Source organism: Acinetobacter sp. RRD8 (assembly GCF_031844225.1).
GTDB lineage: Bacteria > Pseudomonadota > Gammaproteobacteria > Pseudomonadales > Moraxellaceae > Acinetobacter.
On sequence record NZ_JAUZUU010000008.1, the window covers coordinates 63,198 to 81,754 of the forward strand.

At 44.6% G+C, this 18,557-nt stretch carries 18 protein-coding genes and 1 pseudogene; 5 read left to right on the forward strand and 14 right to left on the reverse strand.

What is annotated here, in order from left to right:
• Positions 1 to 12: 12 nt before the first annotated feature.
• Both paaB and paaA read right to left on the reverse strand, forming a co-directional pair.
• Complete coding sequence (paaB, locus tag Q9R24_RS09755) at positions 13 to 303, reverse strand: 1,2-phenylacetyl-CoA epoxidase subunit PaaB (protein ID WP_004279183.1); 291 nt, start codon at positions 301 to 303, stop codon at positions 13 to 15.
• 33 nt (positions 304 to 336) lie between these two features.
• Positions 337 to 1,281: a 1,2-phenylacetyl-CoA epoxidase subunit PaaA gene (paaA, locus tag Q9R24_RS09760; protein ID WP_004646055.1), complete on the reverse strand. Its 945-nt coding sequence runs from the start codon at positions 1,279 to 1,281 to the stop codon at positions 337 to 339.
• A gap of 262 nt (positions 1,282 to 1,543) precedes the next feature.
• Between paaA and paaZ the strand changes: the two genes are divergently transcribed.
• From paaZ to Q9R24_RS09775, 3 genes are all read left to right on the forward strand, one after another.
• Positions 1,544 to 3,655: a phenylacetic acid degradation bifunctional protein PaaZ gene (paaZ, locus tag Q9R24_RS09765; RefSeq protein WP_247143855.1), complete on the forward strand. Its 2,112-nt coding sequence runs from the start codon at positions 1,544 to 1,546 to the stop codon at positions 3,653 to 3,655.
• A 192-nt stretch (positions 3,656 to 3,847) separates the two neighbouring features.
• Positions 3,848 to 5,287, forward strand: a complete 1,440-nt coding sequence (locus Q9R24_RS09770) for an MFS transporter (RefSeq protein WP_253159673.1) — start codon at positions 3,848 to 3,850, stop codon at positions 5,285 to 5,287.
• Positions 5,288 to 5,472: 185 nt separating this feature from the next.
• Positions 5,473 to 6,408 (forward strand): tRNA-dihydrouridine synthase, encoded by a 936-nt coding sequence (locus Q9R24_RS09775; protein WP_311204313.1) that lies wholly within the window; start codon positions 5,473 to 5,475, stop codon positions 6,406 to 6,408.
• A gap of 373 nt (positions 6,409 to 6,781) precedes the next feature.
• Here the strand turns inward: Q9R24_RS09775 and Q9R24_RS09780 are convergent, their stop codons facing one another.
• The 3 genes from Q9R24_RS09780 to rpe all read right to left on the reverse strand — a co-directional run bounded on the left by Q9R24_RS09780 (position 6,782) and on the right by rpe (position 8,973).
• Complete coding sequence (locus tag Q9R24_RS09780) at positions 6,782 to 7,267, reverse strand: methylated-DNA--[protein]-cysteine S-methyltransferase (RefSeq protein ID WP_311204314.1); 486 nt, start codon at positions 7,265 to 7,267, stop codon at positions 6,782 to 6,784.
• Between the two features lie 73 nt (positions 7,268 to 7,340).
• A complete protein-coding gene (sugE, locus tag Q9R24_RS09785; RefSeq protein WP_004279177.1) occupies positions 7,341 to 7,658 on the reverse strand; it encodes a quaternary ammonium compound efflux SMR transporter SugE in 318 nt (105 codons plus the stop codon).
• Positions 7,659 to 8,286: 628 nt separating this feature from the next.
• A complete protein-coding gene (rpe, locus tag Q9R24_RS09790) occupies positions 8,287 to 8,973 on the reverse strand; it encodes a ribulose-phosphate 3-epimerase (protein ID WP_253148304.1) in 687 nt (228 codons plus the stop codon).
• A gap of 168 nt (positions 8,974 to 9,141) precedes the next feature.
• On the opposite strand from rpe, the gene Q9R24_RS09795 reads away from it, so the two are divergent.
• Positions 9,142 to 9,420, forward strand: coding sequence for a DUF2218 domain-containing protein (locus Q9R24_RS09795; RefSeq protein WP_153566722.1), 279 nt, complete (start codon positions 9,142 to 9,144; stop codon positions 9,418 to 9,420).
• Between the two features lie 44 nt (positions 9,421 to 9,464).
• Here Q9R24_RS09795 and Q9R24_RS09800 read toward each other — a convergent pair whose 3' ends face one another.
• From Q9R24_RS09800 to Q9R24_RS09845, 9 genes and pseudogenes are all read right to left on the reverse strand, one after another.
• Positions 9,465 to 10,604: a M48 family metallopeptidase gene (locus Q9R24_RS09800; protein WP_311204315.1), complete on the reverse strand. Its 1,140-nt coding sequence runs from the start codon at positions 10,602 to 10,604 to the stop codon at positions 9,465 to 9,467.
• An 11-nt stretch (positions 10,605 to 10,615) separates the two neighbouring features.
• Positions 10,616 to 11,713: pseudogene (locus Q9R24_RS09810) on the reverse strand (YjgN family protein).
• A 120-nt stretch (positions 11,714 to 11,833) separates the two neighbouring features.
• Entirely contained in the window at positions 11,834 to 12,670 is an 837-nt protein-coding gene (fghA, locus tag Q9R24_RS09815) for an S-formylglutathione hydrolase (RefSeq protein ID WP_247143844.1), read from the reverse strand.
• 43 nt (positions 12,671 to 12,713) lie between these two features.
• Positions 12,714 to 14,096, reverse strand: coding sequence for a C13 family peptidase (locus tag Q9R24_RS09820; protein WP_253145127.1), 1,383 nt, complete (start codon positions 14,094 to 14,096; stop codon positions 12,714 to 12,716).
• Positions 14,097 to 14,216: 120 nt separating this feature from the next.
• Positions 14,217 to 15,038: a class I SAM-dependent methyltransferase gene (locus Q9R24_RS09825; RefSeq protein ID WP_404976589.1), complete on the reverse strand. Its 822-nt coding sequence runs from the start codon at positions 15,036 to 15,038 to the stop codon at positions 14,217 to 14,219.
• Positions 15,032 to 15,856, reverse strand: coding sequence for an undecaprenyl-diphosphate phosphatase (locus tag Q9R24_RS09830; RefSeq protein ID WP_004279167.1), 825 nt, complete (start codon positions 15,854 to 15,856; stop codon positions 15,032 to 15,034). The genes Q9R24_RS09825 and Q9R24_RS09830 overlap by 7 nt, the downstream gene beginning before the upstream one ends.
• Positions 15,857 to 15,872: 16 nt before the next feature.
• Positions 15,873 to 16,538 (reverse strand): tRNA (adenosine(37)-N6)-threonylcarbamoyltransferase complex dimerization subunit type 1 TsaB, encoded by a 666-nt coding sequence (gene tsaB / locus Q9R24_RS09835; RefSeq protein ID WP_153566727.1) that lies wholly within the window; start codon positions 16,536 to 16,538, stop codon positions 15,873 to 15,875.
• 136 nt (positions 16,539 to 16,674) lie between these two features.
• On the reverse strand, positions 16,675 to 17,202 hold the full coding sequence (locus Q9R24_RS09840; protein WP_311204329.1) for a gamma carbonic anhydrase family protein: 528 nt from the start codon (positions 17,200 to 17,202) through the stop codon (positions 16,675 to 16,677).
• Between the two features lie 24 nt (positions 17,203 to 17,226).
• Positions 17,227 to 17,835, reverse strand: coding sequence for a CoA pyrophosphatase (locus Q9R24_RS09845; RefSeq protein ID WP_005104899.1), 609 nt, complete (start codon positions 17,833 to 17,835; stop codon positions 17,227 to 17,229).
• 123 nt (positions 17,836 to 17,958) lie between these two features.
• On the opposite strand from Q9R24_RS09845, the gene Q9R24_RS09850 reads away from it, so the two are divergent.
• The gene (locus tag Q9R24_RS09850; RefSeq protein WP_311204330.1) at positions 17,959 to 18,507 is read left to right on the forward strand and encodes an NUDIX hydrolase; all 549 of its coding nucleotides are present in this window, start codon (positions 17,959 to 17,961) and stop codon (positions 18,505 to 18,507) included.
• The last annotated feature ends 50 nt before the right edge of the window (positions 18,508 to 18,557 follow it).

An 18,557-nucleotide genomic window follows, 5' to 3' on the forward strand; every position in this document is an offset into this window, starting at 1 on the left:
TCACCTTTCCCTTTACATATGCTCGATGCCAGCTGGAATGTTATAAAAGGTTGGATGGCGATAAACCTTGTCCAAAGCGGGTTCAAAAAATTCTGCTTTTTCATCTGGCTGTGAAGAGGTAATCAATTCAGATTTCACCACCCAGATACTGATCCCTTCATTGCGGCGGGTATATACATCGCGGGCATTTTGTAGTGCGACTTCCTCATCCGGTGCACGCAGGCTGCCGACATGACGGTGACTTAGACCCTGTTTACTACGCACAAACACTTCATAAAGTGACCAGTTATTTTTGTTATTCATGAGCAAATTTCCTTATATTGATCAAACTATTTTTTAAGCGACTTTTTGTGCTGCTGACTGTTGCTGCTGTTTTTGAGCATAGACAGCTGCGGAATCACGTACCCACTTGCCGCCTTCCCAAGCTTTGCGGCGTGCTTCAATACGCTCATGGTTACACGGCCCCTTGCCTGCAAGAATCGCAAAAAACTCATCCCAATTGATTTCACCAAATTCGTAATGTCCGGTGGCTTCATTGAATTTGAGGTCTGGATCTGGAACGGTTAAACCCAGCTGCAAAACTTGCGACACGGTGTTATCGACAAATTTCTGACGTAGCTCATCGTTGCTGAATAATTTAATTTTCCACTGCATACTTTGTGCACTGTTCGGTGAATTATCATCACTTGGACCAAACATCATCAGTGCCGGCCACCAGAAACGGTTCACTGCATCCTGTGCCATCTGCTTTTGTTCCGGCGTACCATTGGCCAATTCCATCATGGCTTCAAAGCCCTGACGCTGATGGAAACTTTCTTCTTTACACACACGCACCATAGCGCGGGCATAAGGACCATAAGATGTACGGCACAGCGCAACCTGATTGACAATTGCTGCACCATCTACCAGCCAGCCAATCGCGGCAACATCGGCCCAGCTCAGGGTTGGATAGTTGAAAATTGAAGAATATTTCATGCGACCGGCAATCAGCTTATCCATCATGTCGTCACGATCCGCACCCAAGGTTTCTGCAGCACTGTACAGATACAAAGCATGACCGGCTTCGTCCTGAACTTTTGCCATCAGCACAGCTTTACGCTTCAAGGTCGGTGCACGGGTAATCCAGTTGCCTTCCGGCAACATGCCCACCACTTCAGAGTGTGCATGCTGACCAATCTGACGAATCAAGGTCTTACGATAAGCATCCGGCATCCAGTCCTTCGGCTCGATGGAAATATCCTTTTCAATCTTTTGATCGAAGATTTGTTGTTGGTTATTCATTGTTCCCTCACTTATCTCAAGTGTTGATACACCCAAATTAAAACGATACGAAATTAAAATCAATATCTATTTATTGGTATCATTTAATTTTTATCCTTTATTTTTACTAAATATTTGTTTTATATAATTTAATATTTTTTATTTTATTGTTATGCATTTTTAAACACAGATTTATGATTGACATTTTCAATTTTTCAACACAAATTATGAAACATCAAAATTAAAATACATCTCAAAACGTATCATAAATGGAGTTTTTACAATGTTAGAGTTAGACAGCAGCTCAAGCACAACGGATTATCAAGATACTGAATCAACCCATAATCCTATTGCCATCAAAAGCTTATCTTCACTGGTGTACGGCCAGGAATACGCAGCGCAAGCCGATTTACGTACGGTTTATCATGCCATTAGCGGTGAAGCGGTTTATCAGGTCGGCAGTCAGGGCATCGATACCCAAGCCGTGGTGAAGTATGCCAAACAAAAAGGCGCGACTATTGCCATATGGACCTTCCATCAACGTGCCAATGCACTGAAGCAAGTGGCTCAGTATTTGATGGAACGCAAAGAAGACTTTTATGAGCTTGCCAAAGCAACCGGCTGTACCCGTAAAGATGCCTGGATTGATATTGAAGGCGGGATTGGCACCTTATATGCTTATTCGAGTTTGGTGCGTCGTGAACTGAGTGATGAAACAGCATGGGTCGAAGATGCCTGGATTCCTCTTTCTAAGCAAGGTAGCTTTGGCGCGAAACATATTCTGACGCCTAAAGCCGGTGTCGCCGTGCATATCAATGCCTTTAACTTTCCGATCTGGGGCATGCTGGAAAAAATCGCACCGACACTGCTGGCAGGCGTACCCTGTATTGTCAAACCGGCGACCGAAGGTGCCGAGCTGACTCATGCCGTAGTTAAAGCCATTCATGAAAGCGGTTTCTTGCCAGAAGGTTCACTGCAGCTCATTTGCGGACAGGTCTATGATTTATTTGATCATTTAAATCCTCAAGATACGGTCACTTTTACCGGTTCTGCTTCAACAGGGCAAAAACTGCGTTCGCATCCACACTTAAATGCCTACTCGATTCCATTCACCATGGAAGCAGACTCGGTCAACAGTGCGATTTTGACGGCGCAAGCTAATGATGAAACGATTGATTTATTTGTCCGTGAAGTTTTCCGTGAAATGACCACCAAAGCCGGACAAAAATGTACCGCAATTCGTCGTGCCTTTGTGCCGGCCGAATTACTGGATACAGTACAAAGTCGCCTGATTGAAAAATTGAAAAAAGTGGTTGTCGGTGACCCTGCTCAAGAAGGCGTGACGATGGGTGCTTTGGCCAGCGTCAAACAGAAACATGATGTCGCGGCAAAAGTTGAACAGCTGAGCCAGGATGCAAAGATCGTATTCGGTAGCCACTTGCGTCAGGACTTTAATATTCAAGTACAAAATACGGAGAAGGCTGCATGTTACCCACCGACAGTACTGGTCTGCAAAGCACCAGTTCAGGCAGAAAACATTCATAAGATTGAAGCCTTTGGGCCTGTAGTGACTTTAATGCCATATACTGACTTGGCTCAGCTGGCTGACCTGGTGGCACGTGGCGAAGGTAGCCTGGTGGCATCCATCGTACGCAATACCGATGAAAATATTGAACAACTGCTCAGCAAAATTGCGCCATGGCATGGTCGTGTCCATATTCTGGATGCTGAAAGTGCCAAAGAAAGTACCGGACATGGCTCTCCATTACCTTTGCTGGTTCATGGCGGACCGGGACGTGCCGGTGGCGGTGAAGAACTCGGCGGCTTGCGTGCAGTCAAACATTATATGCAACGTACTGCGATTCAAGGCTCGCCAAATGCCATGACTCAGGTCGGCCATAGCTGGACGGCTGGTGCTCAGGTCTTTGAAGACCGTGTGCATCCTTTCAAAAAGTCATTTGATGAATTGCGTATCGGCGAACGTTTGCTGACAGCACGACGTAGCGTGACCGAAGCGGATCTGGTGAATTTCGGCTGCCTGAGCGGTGATCACTTCTATGCGCATATGGACAAAATTGCTGCAGCAGAATCCCTGTTTGGTGAGCGCGTGGCACATGGTTACTTTGTGGTATCTGCCGCGGCCGGCCTATTCGTTGATGCCGCCCAGGGTCCAGTCATTGCCAACTATGGTATGGACAACTTGCGCTTTGTAGAACCGGTGAAAATTGGCGATACCATTCAGGTAGAACTGACCTGTAAGCAGAAAACTCCAAAAGCACTGCGCGATCCGGCACAGAAGCCACATGGTGTCGTGGTCTGGGATATTAAAGTGAAAAACCAGCGCAATGAACTGGTTGCAACCTACGATATTTTAACGCTGGTTGAACGTGGCTAAAAATTCATACAAAAAAAGGAATCATTATGATTCCTTTTTTTTGCCTTTAAAAATTATTTGTATCTATTTTTAAAAACAGATTGACGTCTCTCTATTTAGGCTCTAGATTAATTAAATACGATACAATATAAAAATAACAAGCATATTAAAAGTATCAAATAAATATCTCAAACGATCAGCACAGGATGTTGCATGATGAATGATAAATCGCTGAACCTAGAAATGGTTGAAAGGACGATTCAACCAACAAATCAAAATTTTGAGCCTACACCGACAGAAACGGCTGTGCCGCTGTCTGAACAGATTGAACCACCACCGGAAAGCAGCACCTATCAATGGTATGTGGTGGTCATTTGTATGGTGGCTTACATTCTGTCATTTGTAGACCGTCAAATTTTATCGCTCATGATTGAACCGATTAAAGCCGATTTAATGCTGAGCGACACCCAGTTCAGCCTGTTACAGGGTCTGGCCTTCTCCTTGTTTTATGCCATTATGGGTCTGCCCATCGCAGCATTGGCGGATCGAAAGTCCCGGATTAAAATCATTGCAACCGGGATTGCGTTTTGGAGTCTTGCCACAGCGGCTTGTGGTCTCAGTAAAAACTTTATTCAAATGTTTATTGCACGTTTGAGTGTGGGTGCCGGTGAAGCTGCGCTTTCCCCTGCCTTTTATTCAATCGTTGCCGACTTATTTCCGAAAGATAAATTAGGCCGTGCACTCGGGGTATATGCGATTGGTGCCTTTATTGGTTCGGGTTTAGCTTTCCTGATTGGCGGCTATGTGATTGGCTTGCTAAAAGATGTCAGCTTCGTGGCTTTACCGCTTATTGGTGAAGTGAAAACCTGGCAACTCACCTTTATGATTGTGGGTCTACCGGGCGTATTGCTGGCACTGCTCATGGTACTGACGGTGCGTGAACCTGCACGTAAGGGCATGAAAGTCGGTCAGGATGGTCAGGTCATTAAAGCCTCTTTTAAAAACTCGATCGGTTTTATCAAGACACATAAAAAGACCTTCTTCTGTCATTTTATTGGTTTTTCTTTTTATACCATGATGTTGTATTCGCTGCTGGGCTGGGCACCTGCCTATTACATGCGTAATTTCGGTCTGGATGCGAGTCAAACCGGTTATATCCTCGGTACGATTATTCTAGTCGCGAATACTTCGGGTGCCTTGTTCTGTGGCTGGCTGATCGACTTCTTCTCGAAACGTGGCTATAGCGATGCTGCAATTCGTACCGGTGCGATTGGCTGTGCAGCGCTGATTATTCCGAGTGTGCTGTTCACTCAGGTCGATAATATGCAGCTTTCATTTGCGCTGATTTTTGTGGCGATGTTCTTCTCCACTTTCCCGATTCCGGCATCGGCTGCTGCTACGCAAATGCTGACACCGAATCAGCTACGCGCACAGGTATCTGCCAAGTTTCTGCTGGTTTCAAACCTGATTGCCTTAGGCGTCGGAACCACCGCTGTGGCGTTGATCACAGATAAATATTTCCAGAATACCTTAATGGTTGGTAACTCAATCTCGATCGTCAATGCGATTGCCGGATTGATTGGCTGCTTCCTGTTGTACAAGGGCTGTCAATATTATCGTGAGAGTATGAAAGTCGAGAAACTGGCTGACTAAAATGCCTGGATATCGCTAAACCTTCTTAAGCTTCACTTTTAAAGGCCTTTAATCTACATTAAGGGCCTTTTAATATCAGCGCAAAAAGTTCAATTTTCAGGTACTCATCATTCAATTCCGATCCAGCCTAGACAGGCTGCCTAAAAAAACGTATAACACCGTTTTAAATTTACAGGTGTGCACCGTTGAAACTTGTGCTTGCTCCCATGGAAGGCTTAACCGATCCGATTATGCGTGATGTGCTGACATCCGTAGGTAGCTTTGACTGGTGTGTGACCGAGTTTATCCGTGTCACCGATTCCCTTCTGCCCGATCATATTTATCATACTTACTGCCCGGAACTGTTGAATGATGGCAAGACGGCGGCAGGTACACCGGTACATGTCCAATTCTTAGGAAATAATCCGGAGATGCTAGCAGCGAATGCCGCCAAAGTGGCAGCCATGGGCGCACCGGCAATTGACATGAATTTTGGCTGTCCGGCCAAAACCGTGAACCGTCATCGTGGTGGTTCAGTCCTGCTCGATGAACCCGAAGTCGTGCATGAGCTGGTTAAAGCCGTGCGTGATGCAGTGCCTGCGCATATTCCGGTTTCCGCCAAAATGCGTCTGGGTTATATGGACCGTAATTTTATGCTGGAAAATGCGCATGCCATTGAAGATGCCGGGGCAGCCTGGGTCACCGTTCATGCACGTACCAAAGCCGATGGCTACACTCCGCCAGCATTCTGGGACCAGTTACAACCGATTCGTGAAGCACTCAAGATCAATGTGATCGCCAATGGTGAAATCTGGAACAATACCGATGCCAAACAGTGTCGACTAGAATCTGGCTGCGAAGACCTGATGATTGGCCGTGGTGCGGTGACCACACCCGACCTGACTCAATGTATCCGTCAAAATTCGGATGCACCTTTGATGAACTGGAATGAACTACTGCAACTGCAAATTCGTTTTATCAACGGCCCAGCCAAAACTGAGATCGGGATGGTCGGCCGTTACAAGCAATGGCTGGGCATGATGTCGAAACATTATCCTGAAGCCAAAGCATTATGGGATGAAGTAAAACGGATTAAAGTTCTGGCCGAGATTACCGAAAAACTGAAAGCTTCAAATATTTAAAACTAAAAAGCCTTTGAATCATTCAAAGGCTTTTTTATGGGCTCGTAAAAGCTTATGACTGCTTAGGCTGTTTTGAATACCACTTCGAAATAAATCCAATCACAAAGTATGAATAGATTAATTTCTACTAGCAGAACATCCATATTCTAATTTTTCATTTGTTTTAAATTTTTAGATATTAAAGTTCTTTCATAAATCATTTTTTATAATCACTACAAAGGAAATACCCTCTCCTTGTAGGAGAGGGCGAGGGAGAGGTTTTTACCCCCTCATCTCCTTGCTAAGCAGTGCTTCTTATCCCAGAGGGAGAAGGAACTTTTAATATTCATTTTAAAATGAATAGAACGATCATTTTTTGATTTATAAAAGAGATTTATGAATGCGTCTGCTCAATATTTAACAGGATTTCTTTTTTATCCAAACCGCCGGAAAATCCTACCAGCTTGCCACTGCGACCAATTACCCGATGACAGGGTGCAATAATCGAAATCGGGTTTTTGCCATTGGCTGCACCCACGGCACGTACCGCCTTGATATTACCCACTTGTTCAGCAATGTCGCGATAGCTTCGCGTCTGTCCGTAGGGAATATTCAGTAGCGCCTGCCAGACTTTTTTCTGAAAATCAGTACCGGCAAAGTCCAAAGGCAGGTCAAAAACATTGCGCTGACCGGCAAAATATTCCTGGAGCTGGCGTCGGGTTTCAATCAATACCGGATGCTGCAGATCTTCAACCAAGGTCGCCAGTTTCACCCGATTCGGCTGTTCACAATCCCAAAGCACGGCTACCAGCGCGGTTTCATTCGCGACCAGTCGTAACTGACCTACGGGAGAATCCATATAGAGATAACTTAAGTTCATGATGGTGCCCTGTCCCAATCACTGGAGTTCATTTTCCATATTAACCCAGTTCACCGAGACAGGCAGAAACAAATTATGAAGAGGATACTTTCATCAGCACCAGACCGGAAATGATGAGTACTGCAGCCAGCATACGCAATGCTGTAGCAGGTTCACCCAGAACCCAAATACCGATGAGAAATGAACCCACTGCACCAATCCCGGTCCAGATCGTATAGGCTGTACCTAGTGGCAAAGTACGCATCGCATAAGCCAGTAAAGCAAAACTCAGTACCATGAAGACAATGGTAATAATACTTGGGGTAAGTCTGGTAAAGCCTTCAGACAGCTTCATCGAATATGCCCAAACGATTTCAAAAATACCCGCAAGAATAAGTACGATCCAGGCCATGCAGCCCTCCTCCTTTTATATAAGAATCAGGCCGTCCTGACGATTTTTCCTGTAAATTCCGATATGCAATTCACAAGGGAGGTCGTTCCTCCTAGGTGTAAAAATTTTATAAAACCACATTGCAGTAATCTGGCTATTTTTACAAAACATGACTTATCGAGATACAACTTAACTTTGCCTTACTCAAATCCTCACGACATTCATGGCTACTCTGGTTATGGTAGATGTTGAAAATGCCAAGTCAGAAATAGTTCTAATAATCGGGCAATTCATTCACAACAATTACATGAGAATGGACTCAGAATATTAAGTTATACACATCAATTAAATTTAAACTTTGTCTGGAGAAATTACATAATGAAACACAAATATACGACACATTGATCACTTTTTGCCTGGTTCCATTATCAACCTATGGTGAATAAACAACCACCAAACACAAGGGTTATAAGCAATAAAAAAGAACCCAATTTGAGTTCTTTTTATACAGATTTTGTCTAAATCGCAATCAATCAGGCTACAAACGATTACATTTTATGCAACATATCCATATGGTTATCAACATAGATATCTACACACTTATCCATAAAGTTATCCACATATTTATGCACTTATGAGTTTTTAACGATTACAATTGAACCTGTCCCACTCTCGCTAATTCCGCACGCATTTCATCAATCACAGCTTTATAATCCAGCTTACCAAAAATAGCTGAACCAGCTACAAACATATCCGCACCCGCTTCGGCAATTTCACGAATGTTGCTTGGTGTAACACCGCCATCAACTTCCAAACGAATATCACGACCTGAAGCATCAATCAGTTTGCGTGCCTGACGTAATTTATCTAAAGTCATTGGAATAAATTTCTGTCCGCCAAAGCCCGGGTTCACGCTCATAAGCAGGATTTGATCGACTTTATCCAGCACATAATCAAGGTAATGCAGTGGCGTTGCTGGGTTAAATACCAGCCCCGCTTTGGCACCACCTGATTTAATCAACTGTAAAGAACGGTCAATATGATCAGAAGCTTCCGGATGGAAAGTAATGATATCGGCACCCGCTTCAAGGAAATCCCCGATCATGCGATCCACCGGCTTGACCATCAAATGCACATCAATCGGTGCCTTGATCCCATAATTTTTCAAGGCCTTGCAAACACCCGCACCAAAAGTCAGGTTCGGCACATAATGGTTGTCCATGACATCAAAATGGACAACGTCTGCACCTGCTTCCAACACGTTCTCGACTTCTTCACCTAAACGGGCAAAGTCAGCAGATAAAATAGAAGGGGCAATTAAATAAGGCTTGGACATGGGAGAACCTGGCTTGTTGAAATTGGATTTTTCCCATTATATCAAATCCGCTCCGGCTACTGTGATTCGATGTTGCAAGATTAAAACGCTGTGTAACGCTTTGAGGCTTATGCCGGCATCACCGCTTGGTTTAAAGTGCAGGATAATGATGAATAGTGTAGAAGACTGATGAAAAGTATTGCCCATATCCAGACGCAACAAGCTTCACGAATTGCCAAACGCCTGGCCAATCACTGGAAACATAAATTTAATATTGATGAAACCGAACAAAATTTCCTGATTCATTTTCCAAATGCTGAAGTGATATTGGCTCCTGAACAAGATCATCTAACCGTAACGATTCAAAGCACAGATGAATTTACTGACCTGAATAAACTCGAAAATGTCGTGCTGGATCATCTGATCCGTATGGGACAGGAACATCTGACTGCCGACTGGCAAAGATAGGGACTAAAAAGCCTTAGTGATCAGGGCATAGCAATGATCAGAAACTAAATACGATGATTCGCCTGTTCATTAAAGGCATGAATACGCTCAATTCTTTTATCCAGTTCGGGGTGAGATTCCAGATATTTTTTAAACTTCCCGATCAGGCGAATCCATTTCAGTTCGGTTTCTGTCAGGTGTCGGTCTTTTCCATCGATATTGAGGGTGAAATTTTTCATTTTTAAGGTTTGAGACTCCTCTGCCAGTATTCTGGCATTTTCCACCCGCTGCAAAAAGTTAGACAAGTGAATACTGGAAATCTGCTGTTGATGCAAATGCTGCATGGCATAGTCATCAGCATCCAGTTCAATCGCCTGCGAATATCCGGCATCAGTCAACACGACTACAGAGGCTGTGACCACATCACTTAAATCTCCAGTTACCAAGGCAAACAGTCCCGCCACACCCAGATTAGAAATCACTTTCTGCATACTGTGCTTTTGTACCAGATGGCCTTGTTCATGGGCCTGTACGGCAAGGACTTCTTCATCGGTGCCGCTGATTTTCACCAGTTCATCAGTCACAATAATGGTGTTATTCGGGATGGCTGCGGCATTCATGCCCATGCTTGATCCACCTTGACGGAAAATAATTTTTGCAGGTTTTCCTACAGCAATCTTTTGTTCATACAAAGTTTTTAATCGCATCTGCTGTTCTTCCGGTAGTGTACTTGGTTGGGTCTGGGCAATTAACTGCTGCTCTGTCCGGTTGCCTACTTCAACCAGAGTCTGCTCCGGAAGGAATTTTTCCAGCTGTTTGGCACTATAAGGAATCCCCCATTTTAAAATCACAATCACTGCACTAATCACGATGATCATGGAAAAGAAAATCAGGATCGGTGAACGTTCAAACTTCCAGATTGCATGATAAATATCTTTATGTTTAATCCCGAGCCAATGTGGCGCTTTGCTTAAAAACTCAATCCGACGCTCTTCAGGCAGCTCAATAATCGGTTTACGACCACCGACACCACCAATGTAGGCCATGTCCGGATAAGAAAAATAAAAATCTGCAGCGCTAACTTGTGCTGGAACATCCTCATCAAGTTTCAGGACAATCCCTTGTTGCTGATCCGGTACAATCCAGGCACGACGAGCTTCAGCGAGAATTCCATCATAAAACTTAACTTCGACAGGTCGTTTCATCACATTTACTTCTATAACGACGCATCGAAATCAAATACGTCCAGGATTTCATCGGCCAAAGCACTCGGGTCAGGTTGCAAGATATGCTCAAGATTAGCTTCATCTTCTGCCACATATAGCTCTAAGTGTTTTAACTGATATTCATATAAACGGATGGCAGCCCAAGGCGTCATTAAACCCAGACTAAGAACACGTACCATCCAGTTGCTCAGCACAATCCAGCTATAGCGCCAGGTCGTGACCCGTGTTTTAAAGTAACTTTGACCGAGCTCCACATGATTTCAGGTAATGAGGTATAAACGTGCAGAAATGACCGGCCAGACCAGCGCCAGACAAAGCAGATAGCTAAGCAGTAAACCCAGACTAAACAAATTGGTTCCAATCCGGTCCACCCAGTACACTACTGCTGCAAGCCAGCCAATACCAACCAGCAGGCAAAGCCCCAAGGGCAGATAAACGGCAGACATAAACTTGGACCAGTTAATATTCAGCTTGAATTGCAACTGACCAATCGATAAATGATTAAAGCAATAGCGTTTATAGAGCCAGATCATCACCGGACTAAACAGCAGCAAAGTAAAGATATTGAGCAGGATGGCTAGAAATAAGACCCTATAAGCCTCGCGGTTGCTGCCATTAAAATAAAAACGCACATTGCCATATTTGCTATTTCGGGCCTTGAATTTCAGCGTCATCCGAATAAGCCAAGGCAAACACAGCGCAGCGACCATTAATAAAGAACTGGTGGCAAGGATTGAATAGTTGGTCAGTACGACGGTAACCAGATACAGTTCCAGTGCAAACAGACGACCCAGCAGGATCCGGCTCGGCATGGCCACAAAGTCGAAGCGATGGTTTAAAAATTGGGTATTGCCGTAGAAATAACGCATACGGCGTGCCTTGGCCCAAGGGCTGTACAAGGTCAATGTCACTATGGTCAGCATCAGATTCACCATCCAGATACCAAAATATTCGGATGCACTGCCATGAAATCTGAATCCATAACGCTGATATTTGGGGCGGACTGAAGGCGTGGCTTCAGTCGAAAAACTTGAAGCAGCTGGAAATAATGGCTCACTGGCACGAATACCGTCTGCTGTCTGCTGCATGACGACCCCAATTTTTTATACTTTTATACACCTGATATTAAAAGAAAAACCCCCAGAATGTGAAAAAATTTTGGAGGTTTTTTAATCTTTTTAGTACTGCTAGATGTGTGCAGTCTTGCTTTAAGGATTTAACTGCACGGCATGGAATTGCAAATGGTCATCTACGAAACTTTGAATAAAGTAATAACCATGATCATAGCCCTGATGTTCACGCAAAGTTAGCGGCTGGTTCACGGCATCACAAGCTTGCTGAAACAAGGCTGGATTAAGCTGACTATAGAACTGATCCGAAAAACCCTGATCAATCAGGATATCGCTAAATAAGGCGCCCTTTTCCTGAACCAAAGCGGTTGCATCATGTTTCAGCCATTCCTCTTTCTCAGTACCCAGATAATTCGAGAATGCTTTGTCGCCCCAAGGACACTGGCTCGGGGCACAAATTGGTGCAAAGGCTGAAACAGATTTGAATTTTTCTGGATATTTAAATGCCAGAGTCAATGCGCCATGACCGCCCATAGAGTGGCCAAAGATGCCGATCTTGCCGGGATGGATCACGAATTCCTCAGTGACCAGTGCGTAAAGCTCATCGACAATAAAGCTTTCCATCTGATAGTGTTCAGCCCATGGTGCCTGGGTAGCATTGATATAAAAACCCGCACCCTGACCGATATCCCAGTTGTCGCCTTCTGCCACACCTTCGCCACGCGGCGAAGTATCTGGTGTAATCAGGATCAAGCCAAGCTGTGCCGCTAGACGCTGTGCATGTGCCTTGATGGCAAAGGTTTCTTCAGTACAGGTCAAACCTGCCAGATAGAATAATGCAGGACAGCTGTGGCCCTCTAAAGCTTGAGGCGGCAGAAAAATGCCAAACTTGGTCGGGGATTTAAGATAGCGCGAATCAAAACGATAAATCCGCTGTTCACCTTCAAAGCTTCTATTGTTCTGTATAAGTTCCATGGCTATTCCTTATTATTGCAACCAGTCTGTGGATGACATTGATCTAGGGAGATGCTGTTGCCGTACTGTTCTGGGGAAATAAACGTTGCTCCAGTTGTGGCAACATCAATTCCATATTCTTGCCGATGACCCATTGCGGTTCTGATGGCTCAAAACCTTGAGCTGATTCCCATTTTGCTACGGTATCTGTGGCCTGTGCGAAAGCGCTTTGCAAGCTGCTATTTTCACGCATGGCTTCATCAAAGAACGCACGACCAAAATAGGTATAATCCGCTTCATTCGAACAGCCAAAAGACTGCCGATCAGCTGCCGAAGCCGTAATCACCAAGGTATTGTCATTCTGTAAAGCAGAAGCAAAACTGCCTGAAAAACAGGCCGAGATTACGATCACGCGCCAACGTATGCCTGATGCATCTAGTGTTTCACGCAACCATTTTGGATCAACCTGCGCCAGATCCAGTGGGGCATTTTCCATTTCAAATACATTCGGCAAACCGTGAGAGGTCATATATAAAAATAATACGTCACTTTCACGGTTCATCTGCTGCCCCATACGGCGCAATGTCAGCTCCATACTGGTTTTGGAAGCAATGGGCATAGTGGTACGTGTCGCTGGGTGATTGACCAAGGCAATCGATCGGCCAAAAGTACCAAAACGGGTATCAAACTGCTCTTTAATCCGCTCAACTTCAGAATGGAATACATCCTGATAGCTCGCTCCGGCTACCCCCATGAAATACCAGTGTGACTGTGCAAATTCACCATACTCGATATTTTCCAGCGCTTTATTCAGCAAAGTTGGCTGGGCATAGAAAGCATCTTCGGCAAAACTCGGTGGAATTTCTTCGACTTTCCAGATCGGCTGATCTTTGACTGAAATCTGCCAAACTACTAGCGTAAACAAAGTCGCCAGCATAATCAGCGCACGTTCCCACCACGGCCATTTTAATTCATGTGAAATCACCCAGACCACTGCCAGACTTTGCCAGACAAACAGCATGACAAAGAGCGTTGGAATATAGTCGTAAAGGATATAAGGCAGATAATCCAGATCACCCAGATACTGAATCAGACACTGGAACAGCATGATATGGGTATCTAACACCAACCATAACAAGGCTGGCACCAGCATCAAGCGTGGATTATTGACCCGTTGCGAAAGAAAAATACCGACAATCAGGGCAATGAAAGGCCAAAGCGCATAACTGATCAGGCCTTGAGAGTTAAAATCTCCCATACGGCCTGAACTGAGCCAGCTAAACAAACTGTTGGCGCAGCCCCCTAAGATCCCCCAGAACACCAGTTGCATGATGGATGGACGGACCAGTTGTAAAGAACGCCTCGACCCCAGAAATAACCACATCCCGGCAATTTGGTTGCTCTTAAAATCGTGCCAAAAATTAATGGAGGGTTTAAAGTCGATCATAGGATTTCAAGGAGATGAGTGGCTCGCTAATGTGCTGAATAAGTTTATGCTTGATAAGCATTTAATCAATGCTAATTTTAAATATATAACAAATCTTTGCTTAATAAAGAAGCCATTATCCTATTCAGCTACAAGTTCATGCTGAAAATACGCATCAAAGCGACAAGCATCGCCTTGCCATTGATGATTTGGCTCTTTTCCGGCCAGAAATACCGCCAGACGCGGACGTTTGACCACGACACGTTTGCCAATTTTCTGTGCCAGTTCCAGAAGATTATCGCCCAGATCCATTTCACCATCTTCAGGCAATAACATATGCAACAGCTGCATCTGTTTTTTGACCTGCGCCTGCTTTTTGACTGCCTGCTGGTTTTGATCCCGCTGTGGAAACATTGGATCAAGATAAACTACATCGACAACTTTATGCTGCTGGGCCTGTTGCTGCAGATAATCGGCTGAATCAGAAAAGACCAAATGAATCCGGGATACGACCTGACTCAGGAATGCATCCGACTGGGCACGTATATGGCTACCTTCCAGCAAGGTGAATAGAACCGGATGCCGTTCAACCAGAGTCACTTGCGCGCCTAAATGTGCCATCAACAGACTGTCATGTCCTAGACCTGCAGTCGCATCAACCAAGCTTGGTTTTTCACTTAAATTACAGGCACGTGCAATCATTTCTGACTTTAAAGATGCACGTTTTAAACGTCCAGTTTCTGCTTGCCAGTCCGGTTGCATCTTCATGCCGTTGGCACATAACCAGAGTCCGTCAGCATCGACACAGAGGGCCAGTTCAGGATTTAAACGGAAAAAACGTGCATTGAGTTTTTCAACAGTTTCAATCTCAACCTGTACCCCACGAGAAGAAAGCACAGCCTCAAAGTGCTGTGCTTTCTCTTGATAGTCAGATTCGGCATATAAGCGAATCGCGCTTACCATAATTTCCAACCTGTATAGGCAAATAATAAAATCAGCAGACCCGAAGCAATACGATACCAGGCAAAGATCATAAAGTCGCGTTTAGCCACATAAGCGACCAGCGCACGGATTAATATCAATGCCGAGATAAAGGAAACCAGAAGCCCAACTCCGATCACGGTCCAGTCTTCAGTCGTATTTAAGACATCATAGCTTTGATAAAGGTCCAGCAGGCCAGCGCCGATAATGACCGGAATACCCAAGAAAAATGAAAATTCAGTCGCTGCCTTACGGGACACACCGAGGAACATCGCACCGATAATGGTTGCGCCTGAACGGGAAGTACCCGGTATCAAGGATAGAACCTGAATTAGGCCAATCCAGATCGCATCTCTAATGCTGAGTTCTTCAACTTCATGGACACGGACTTGTGGTGGATTCTTTTCAATCCAGATAATGATCAGACCACCGACAATTAAACCAATGGCAATCGCAATATCATTAAACAGTAATTGTTTGACGGTTTGTCCCAGCGTCAGACCAATCAATATAATCGGAATAGAAGCCAGAATCAGGCCAATGCCTAAACGGCGACCTTGCGGTTCACCGCTGACAATCCCGGTCGCTGCACCCCAAAGACGTGCCCAATATTCATAAATAACGGCAGCAATTGCCCCCATCTGGATCGCGATGACGAATACATCACTCTTTTCCTTGGTCCAGAAATTCATTAATTCTGATGCCAAAATCAAATGGCCGGTACTGGAAATAGGCAAAAACTCGGTAATGCCTTCGATAATACCCATGATGGCCGCTTTGAGTAGCAGTAAAAGATCCATGCTTTATCCTAATTAATTATGCTTTGCCTTGTTCTGGAATTTTTTTCCACGCGTTATCGCGTAAATATACGGGTAATGCCAATTCTGCACTCACCCAGTTTTCTACTTGTGCCGCTGCACGTGCAATGCTGGCGATATCCTGTGCGGTCGCATGCACATCTTTATAAATTGAAGTTTCGCTTTGTACCAGTTCAGCGCCTGAGCCGACCGGGGTAAAGCGTACAGCTTGGCTGCCTTCTGCATAACTTAACAGTTGCTCATCATCAACCGGTTGCATAATTCCTTGTGCATCCACTTGATAGCTCGCGATATAGACTTCGCTCATGCGCGCATCCAATACCGCAGACACTTCAGTCAGACCGTGCAAGCGGTAGGCTGCTTGTGCCAAAGCCTGCAAAGTCGACACCGGAATTACCGGCACATCATTTGACCAAGCCAAGGCCTGAGTCACGGCAGCATTAATACGCACACCGCTAAAAGAACCCGGACCACGACTAAAGGCAATCGCGGTCAAATCAGCAATGGCCAGCCCAAGATCTTGCAGACCTTGTTCAATCATCGGGAGAATCGTTTGCGTTTGTGCCTTGGCGCGCGCATCAAGCTGAAAAAATAGTTCTTGAGTATCATCGATTACAGAAACGGAACACTGCTCATTGGCAGTCTCCAATGCCAGCACTTTCATGCACAACCTTAATTCAGAGAATATAAAAAACGCGGATATGATACTCCACTCATATCCGCTACGCGAGATTTTCCCGAAACAGATACAAAAATGCCTAGAAAATCTAGGCTTATGATTCACTCATTAAAAGAGTGCCTTAGAGTTGCACTTCTTCCAAATCCCGAAATTTCTGAAAATGCTCGGCATAATGCATGGCGCTCATTGTTAATTTTTGAATACTGTCATCATCCAGCGTTTTCACCACTTTACCGGGTGAGCCCATCACCACGGAATTGTCTGGAATGATCTTGCCTTCCGGAATCAAGGCATTGGCACCAATAATACAATTCTTGCCAATCACGGCATTGTTTAGAATGATTGCTTGAATCCCGATCAGGCTGTTATCGCCAATGGTACAACCATGCAGCATGGCCTGATGGCCGATTGTCACATAATCACCAATGTGCATCTCAATGCCTGCATCCGTATGCAACACTGCATTTTCCTGCACATTACTAAAGTCACCCAATTTAATTTTACTGTTATCTGCACGTACTACAGCCCCAAACCAGACACTGACTTGTCGTCCAAGTTCAACTTGTCCAATCACCGTTGCCGTCGGTGCCACCCAGCCATCCCAGGGCTGATGTGTAGCAGTGGGTATATATCCCTGAAATTTATACAACATTGATAAAATCCTGTTCAATGGTTAAAAAAATTTGGAGCGTTTAAACGTTGGAGAATTAAGCAAGAATGGCCAGTCTTTTTTATAATCCAGCCCATATTGAAATAAAGAAATCAGCATACGCGCGGTCAAGCCCCAAACCACTTCATTTTCTACCCGCATACTCGGAAAATATAAAGATTGCTGGGCAAAGCGAACTTCATAAGGCGTGGGCGTCACTTCAAGCAAATGCTGCAATGAGGCAAAGAAAATCCGGTCGATTTCCGTCGGTTGTGGAATCAGCTTCACTTGTGGAGGAATCAATCCCACAATCGGTTTGACCAACATGCCATTACGAGCTTTTTGCATGGGTAAATCACCCATTAAATGTACATCAAAAGGATTGAGTGCCGTTTCCTCATAGGCTTCTCTTAAAGCCACCACAATATTACTGGTATCTTGCGGATCGCGCTTGCCACCCGGAAATGAGACTTCTCCGGCATGGTTATTCAAATAAGCTGAACGGCGCGTCAGCAATACTTTTGGGTCAGCTTCATCTGTAATTGCAATCAACACGGCAGCATGCGCAGATCGGATACGCTTGGAAAAACGTAAGCGTTGCTGCAACCTGTGTGTCAATTCACATGCATCCATTCTTTCAGCCCTAGCAATGATCATAATTTCATCATAGCTGATTTTAGTCTGGGCGGGAGAGAAATGATGCCAAATTTTGGTTTTTCAGTTATTCTGAGCATACTTTTATCATTGATGATGAATATGAACTTCTGTGTGAATTGTGGACATAAAACCACTGCTAAAATTCCTTTGGGCGATCAGCAAATTCGCAGCGTATGTGATTCATGCGGCTCTATTCATTACATTAATCCGAAAGTAATTTGTGGTGCTTTAGTCTTATTCGAGAACAAAGTACTGTTGTGCCGTCGTGCCATTGAACCACGCTATGGCTTATGGACTTTACCTGCCGGCTATATGGAACTGTTTGAAACCATGGAGCAAGGGGCTGCCCGGGAAACCCGCGAAGAAGCCGAAGCTGAAGTAGACATTGAACAGTTGTACTGTATGTATAACATTCCACGTATTGGTCAGATTTATGTGCTATTTAAAGCCAATCTGATTGATGGAAAATTTGGTGCGGGTGAAGAGACCATCGAAGCACGTTTATTTGATGAAGCAGATATTCCCTGGACTGAACTTGCCTTCCCGAGTGTAGAACACACCCTCAGACATTATTTTGAAGATCGTAAAAGCAACACTTTTCCAATGCATCTGGAAACCTTAGGCACACGTCTAGACCACACGGGTTAAATCTAATCTGTATAAAAAATCCCATACTAAGATGGGATTTTTTTATTTTT

Bases quoted from the DNA above. Each gene is read 5' to 3' on its own strand.
- paaB (WP_004279183.1), bottom strand. From the start codon at position 303: ATGAATAACAAAAATAACTGGTCACTTTATGAAGTGTTTGTGCGTAGT.
- paaA (WP_004646055.1), bottom strand. From the start codon at position 1,281: ATGAATAACCAACAACAAATCTTCGATCAAAAGATTGAAAAGGATATT.
- Q9R24_RS09830 (WP_004279167.1), bottom strand. From the start codon at position 15,856: ATGGATCTTTTACTGCTACTCAAAGCGGCCATCATGGGTATTATCGAA.
- Q9R24_RS09800 (WP_311204315.1), bottom strand. From the start codon at position 10,604: ATGAAACGACCTGTCGAAGTTAAGTTTTATGATGGAATTCTCGCTGAA.
- paaZ (WP_247143855.1), top strand. From the start codon at position 1,544: ATGTTAGAGTTAGACAGCAGCTCAAGCACAACGGATTATCAAGATACT.
- Q9R24_RS09850 (WP_311204330.1), top strand. From the start codon at position 17,959: ATGAACTTCTGTGTGAATTGTGGACATAAAACCACTGCTAAAATTCCT.
- sugE (WP_004279177.1), bottom strand. From the start codon at position 7,658: ATGGCCTGGATCGTACTTATTCTTGCGGGTATTTTTGAAATCGTTTGG.
- rpe (WP_253148304.1), bottom strand. From the start codon at position 8,973: ATGTCCAAGCCTTATTTAATTGCCCCTTCTATTTTATCTGCTGACTTT.
- Q9R24_RS09845 (WP_005104899.1), bottom strand. From the start codon at position 17,835: ATGGATGCATGTGAATTGACACACAGGTTGCAGCAACGCTTACGTTTT.
- Q9R24_RS09770 (WP_253159673.1), top strand. From the start codon at position 3,848: ATGATGAATGATAAATCGCTGAACCTAGAAATGGTTGAAAGGACGATT.
- Q9R24_RS09795 (WP_153566722.1), top strand. From the start codon at position 9,142: ATGAAAAGTATTGCCCATATCCAGACGCAACAAGCTTCACGAATTGCC.
- tsaB (WP_153566727.1), bottom strand. From the start codon at position 16,538: ATGAAAGTGCTGGCATTGGAGACTGCCAATGAGCAGTGTTCCGTTTCT.
- Q9R24_RS09780 (WP_311204314.1), bottom strand. From the start codon at position 7,267: ATGAACTTAAGTTATCTCTATATGGATTCTCCCGTAGGTCAGTTACGA.
- fghA (WP_247143844.1), bottom strand. From the start codon at position 12,670: ATGGAACTTATACAGAACAATAGAAGCTTTGAAGGTGAACAGCGGATT.
- Q9R24_RS09825 (WP_404976589.1), bottom strand. From the start codon at position 15,038: ATGGTAAGCGCGATTCGCTTATATGCCGAATCTGACTATCAAGAGAAA.
- Q9R24_RS09820 (WP_253145127.1), bottom strand. From the start codon at position 14,096: ATGATCGACTTTAAACCCTCCATTAATTTTTGGCACGATTTTAAGAGC.